The sequence below is a fragment of the Mesorhizobium sp. M7A.F.Ca.MR.362.00.0.0 genome, assembly GCF_004023175.1.
Taxonomy (GTDB): domain Bacteria; phylum Pseudomonadota; class Alphaproteobacteria; order Rhizobiales; family Rhizobiaceae; genus Mesorhizobium.
The window spans coordinates 8,536-10,917 of record NZ_RZTF01000218.1; the positions used below are offsets into that span (position 1 = coordinate 8,536).

A 2,382-nucleotide genomic window follows, 5' to 3' on the forward strand; every position below is an offset into this window, starting at 1 on the left:
GATCAAACATCCGGTGCCGCCAGGCGACGTCGGCGGTCCGCGCAAAAAGCGGCAGACCTCGATCCTTGACCTCCTTGGCGGCTGATCCGATCCGCTAATTCCGTGGCTTGGCGCTGCCCAACTTCTTGCTGTCAAAGGTCAGTTTGTCGCTGTGAATCTTGCCATCGCTGATGGTGAGGTGCTTGGCGCAGGAAAGCGCGCCGGACGACTTTGTCATCAAGTCATACATCAGCAGCGCCTGATGATCGTCTCCGAAGGCCGCGATGATGCGCACACCGGTCACATCCTGTGACAGTTTGGTCAGGCCCTCGAGATAGGGTTTCTTGCCGGTCGATTGCTGCATCGGCCCATCAAAGACGACGTCGTCGGCGACCAAGGATGCTGCTTTCTCGAGGTCGTGGCTTGTCCACGCCTTGGTGAAGGCGGTGGCTATGTCGAGGGGTGCTGTCTGCGTCATGGCTCTGTCCCGATTGATTTGATCTGAGACCCCGCGCCCTGTCCTGCAACTCCCGAACCAACGGCGAGCCGGCTTCCCGGTTCCTCCTCTGAGGTGAATGGTGACATTTCGGCCTCTCGCCACCTCGGCGGCGTTCGGCTACATCTGCCGGCCGGAGACCTTGAAATGACTGAGCTCGACACCCGAAAGACCATCGTGCTGACCGGCGCCAGCCGCGGCATTGGCCACGCCACCGTCAAGCGTTTTTCGCGCGAGGGCTGGCGCGTCATCACCTGCTCCAGGCAGGCTTTCGCCGAGGATTGCCCGTGGCCGGCCGGGCCGGAAGACCACATCAAGGTCGATCTCGCCGATCAGGAGGATGTCGGCATCGCCGTCTCCGAAATCCGCCACCGGCTGGAAGCGCATGGCGGCCAGTTGCATGCGCTGGTCAACAATGCCGGCATTTCGCCGAAGCTCAAGGACGGCAACAGCCGCATGGATTCGATCGACACGCCGATGCATGTCTGGCGCGACGTGTTCCAGGTCAATTTCTTCGCGCCGATCATGCTGGCGCGCGGCCTGTTCAAGGAGCTGGCGGCGGCCAAGGGCTCGATCGTCAACGTAACCTCGATCGCCGGAACCCGCGTGCATCCCTTCGCCGGCACGGCCTACGCCACATCGAAGGCGGCACTCGGCTCGCTGACGCGCGAGATGGCACATGATTTCGGCCCGCACGGCATCCGCGTCAATGCCATTGCGCCCGGCGAGATCGACACCGCGATCCTGTCGCCGGGCACTGACAAGATCGTCGAGACCATCCCTCTCAGGCGCCTTGGCACCACGGCCGAAGTCGCCGACATCATCTTCTTCCTGTGTTCGCAGCAGGCGTCCTATGTGACGGGCTCGGAAATTCACATCAATGGCGGCCAGCACGTGTGACAAAACAGGATGCTCATCCTGTTATGGTGAGAACGGCCTTGCCGCTGAAGCTGCGCTGTCGCAGTGCGTCCAGCGCTTGGGCGATGTCTGTCCATGGCACGGTCAAGGCCACGCGTGTTTCGAGCCGGCCGGCTGCGACCAGAGCGAGCAGCGAGGCGATGTCCTCGCCAATGCCTGGACCGGACGTGTAGTAGGCGAAGGTCTGAAGCCTCGCTCCTTCATGATCCGGAACGAACTGGCGGAATCCGACGGGCGTTAGTTCGCCGCTGCTCGAACCGAACATGACGATGGTCCCGCCAGGGGCGACGCGTTCGATCGCGCATGCGAGGCTTTGGCCGCCAACCGACTCGGTAATCAGCGAGAACGGCCCCTCGGCCAGGTCTATCGCTTCGACAACCTGCCTGGCTCCGAGGCCGCGGAGATCCTCAGCGTGCCGGGCGGCGGCGACAGCGGTCACGAATCCGCCCTGATGGCGGGCGAGCTGGATCTGGAAACGACCGACCGCACCGCTTGCGCCGGTGATCAAGACCTGCTGGCCGGCGAGGTCCCCGCCATGGCGTAGAGTCCTCAGCGCCGTCGTACCGGCGACAGGAAGCGTGGCTGCGGAAACGAAGCTGACGTCATCCGGCAGGACGGCGAGACGGTCGGTTGGGACTGCGATGCGTTCGGTCCAACCAGCCTCGTCGACCAACGCGACAACCCGGGCGCCGACGGTTGGCCCGGAACCATCGGCTGCTCTTCGTTCGACAATCCCCGCAATGTCCTGGCCGGGTATCCAGCCCTTGGGGCGTATGGCAAGCAGGCGCAGTTCGCCGCGATTCAACGAAGTCGCGTGGACCGAAACAAGCGCTTCATTCGAGGCCGGTTGAGGCTCGGCGACGTCGGCGAGCCTCAACCCGGTCGCGCTTTCGGGAGAGATGACCAGGGCGAGCATGGCGTACCTTGTTGCTGGCTTGTCGGTGCCAGCTTGCGTTGGAAAGCACGGCAAGCTGAGTACCCACGTAGGT

At 63.4% G+C, this 2,382-nt stretch carries 3 protein-coding genes; 1 reads left to right on the forward strand and 2 read right to left on the reverse strand.

All coding sequences use genetic code 11. The features are described from left to right. Window positions 1-94: 94 nt before the first annotated feature. A complete protein-coding gene (locus tag EOC06_RS23425; RefSeq protein ID WP_128308901.1) occupies window positions 95-457 on the reverse strand; it encodes a nuclear transport factor 2 family protein in 363 nt (120 codons plus the stop codon). A gap of 165 nt (window positions 458-622) precedes the next feature. Between EOC06_RS23425 and EOC06_RS23430 the strand changes: the two genes are divergently transcribed. Next, on the forward strand, window positions 623-1,375 hold the full coding sequence (locus EOC06_RS23430; protein ID WP_023812510.1) for an SDR family NAD(P)-dependent oxidoreductase: 753 nt from the start codon (window positions 623-625) through the stop codon (window positions 1,373-1,375). Window positions 1,376-1,388: 13 nt separating this feature from the next. On the opposite strand, the gene EOC06_RS23435 is transcribed toward EOC06_RS23430, so the two are convergent. After that, the gene (locus EOC06_RS23435; protein ID WP_128308902.1) at window positions 1,389-2,309 is read right to left on the reverse strand and encodes a zinc-binding dehydrogenase; all 921 of its coding nucleotides are present in this window, start codon (window positions 2,307-2,309) and stop codon (window positions 1,389-1,391) included. Between the last annotated feature and the right edge of the window lie 73 nt (window positions 2,310-2,382).

Coding starts and splice junctions, on each gene's coding strand:
- EOC06_RS23425 (WP_128308901.1), bottom strand. CDS start 457: ATGACGCAGACAGCACCCCTCGACATAGCCACCGCCTTCACCAAGGCG.
- EOC06_RS23430 (WP_023812510.1), top strand. CDS start 623: ATGACTGAGCTCGACACCCGAAAGACCATCGTGCTGACCGGCGCCAGC.
- EOC06_RS23435 (WP_128308902.1), bottom strand. CDS start 2,309: ATGCTCGCCCTGGTCATCTCTCCCGAAAGCGCGACCGGGTTGAGGCTC.